Origin of the sequence: Streptomyces botrytidirepellens (assembly GCF_003721215.1) — a bacterium.
In the GTDB taxonomy this organism is placed as follows: Bacteria; Actinomycetota; Actinomycetes; order Streptomycetales; family Streptomycetaceae; genus Streptomyces; species Streptomyces himastatinicus.
Genome location: NZ_RIBZ01000435.1, coordinates 1 through 1,084, shown reverse-complemented (window position 1 = coordinate 1,084; position 1,084 = coordinate 1). Strand labels below are relative to the sequence as shown.

Genomic DNA, 1,084 nt, shown 5'->3' with positions numbered 1-1,084 from the left:
CGCCCCGCACGGAAGCCCGTGCGGGGCGCGGCCGTCTGCCGGAGGGGGCTCAGAGACCGAGCTCGACCTCGAACTCGCCGGCCTCCAGGATCTCCTTGACCGCGGTCAGGTAGCGGGCCGCGTCGGCGCCGTCCACCAGGCGGTGGTCGTAGGAGAGCGCCACGTACGTCATGTCGCGCACCGCGATGGTCTCGCCCAGCTCCGGGTGGTCGATGACCACCGGACGCTTGACGGTCGCGCCGATGCCCAGGATGGCGACCTGGTTCGGGGGCACGATGATCGTGTCGAACAGCGCACCGCGCGAGCCGGTGTTGCTGATCGTGAAGGTGGCACCGGACATGTCGTCCGGGGTGATCTTGTTGGAGCGGACCTTGCCCGCAAGCTCCGCCGTCTTCTTGGCGATGCCCGCGATGTTCAGGTCGCCCGCGCCCTTGATGACCGGGGTCATCAGGCCCTTCTCGGCGTCCACCGCGATGCCGACGTTCTCGACGTCGAAGTACGTGATGGTGTCGTCGTCGTTGATCCGGGCGTTGACGGCCGGGTGGGCCTTCAGCGCCTGGACGGCGGCCTTCACGAAGAACGGCATCGGCGAGAGCTTGACGCCCTCACGCTGCGCGAACGACTCCTTGGCCTGGGCGCGCAGCCGCATGACCTTGGTGACGTCCACCTCGACCACGCTGGTCAGCTGGGCCTGGCCGTGCAGCGCCTTCATCATGTTGTCGCCGATGACCTTGCGCATCCGCGGCATCTTGATGGTCTGGCCGCGCAGCGGGGAGACCTCCTGCTTGGCCTTCGGCGCGGCGGCGGCCGGAGCCGGCGCCTGCGTCTGGGCCGCGGCCTTGGCGGCCTCGGCGGCGGCGATGACGTCCTGCTTGCGGATGCGGCCGCCGACGCCGGTGCCCTTGACGGTGCCCAGGTCCACGCCGTTCTCCGCGGCGAGCTTGCGCACCAGCGGGGTCACGTACGCGCCCTCGGCCTCGGGGGAGGCCGGAGCCGGGATGGACGGCGCCTTGGCGGCCGGGGCCGGGGCGGGCGCCGGAGCGGCCGGAGCCGGAGCCGGGGCGGGCGTGGGCTCCGGAGCCGG

1 protein-coding gene is annotated in these 1,084 nt (G+C 72.0%); it reads right to left on the bottom strand.

From position 1 onward, the window contains the following. Window positions 1-49 precede the first annotated feature (49 nt). The coding region (gene sucB / locus EEJ42_RS31415; RefSeq protein WP_123105251.1) for a 2-oxoglutarate dehydrogenase, E2 component, dihydrolipoamide succinyltransferase at window positions 50-1,084 on the bottom strand (1,035 nt) is incomplete at its 5' end.